At 74.8% G+C, this 604-nt stretch carries 1 pseudogene; it reads right to left on the bottom strand.

The annotated features are described in order from the left end of the window. Nucleotides 1-604: pseudogene (locus EAO77_RS39095) on the bottom strand (hypothetical protein); the annotation flags it as partial.

Here is a 604-nt window from a genome sequence, read left to right as displayed (position 1 = left end):
GGAAGGGGAACCAGGCGCCGGGTGACGAGTCGGCGCAGACGATGAATCCGCGGGCGCGGCTCTCCCGGAGGTTGGCCAGCGTGCCGCGGAACTCGTCGATCATCCCGCTGGTGACCACGATCAGGAACGGCGCCCCGTCGAGCTGCCAGCGGGCCAGCGCGCCGCAGGCGAGGCTGTGTTCGCTGGGTCCCCGCAGCACGGGGTTGCCGGCCCGGGCGGCGTGCTCCTCCAGGTCGCCGATCAGCCCCGACACCACGGAGCCGGTGTAGTAGTGCAGGCCCCACCGGGCGCCGGCCCGTCGCTGCTCGGCGGGGAACTGGCCGCCTTCCTCGACGCACGGGCCGGCGGCCGACGAGCCGCGCAGCGCCGAGGAGGCGTAGTCGAGCTGGACCCAGTCGGTGAAGGCGACGACGACGTCGGAGGCGAGCACCCAGTCCCGGTCCGGGAGTTGTCGGCGTCCGTAGGGACCGGCGATGAGGGTCCGGCCGAGCGGGGCCCGGTCGTAGACGAGGACGGTGCGGGAGGTGAAGGTGTGGCGCACGCCGTCGAGCGCGTCGCCGAGCAGGGCGAGCCCGGCGGTGACCGCCTCGTCCGGCTGCCGGCC

Source organism: Streptomyces sp. T39 (assembly GCF_008042045.1).
GTDB lineage: Bacteria > Actinomycetota > Actinomycetes > Streptomycetales > Streptomycetaceae > Streptomyces.
Note: the sequence above shows the minus strand (reverse complement) of the source record. Positions and strands in the feature narration are given on the sequence as shown.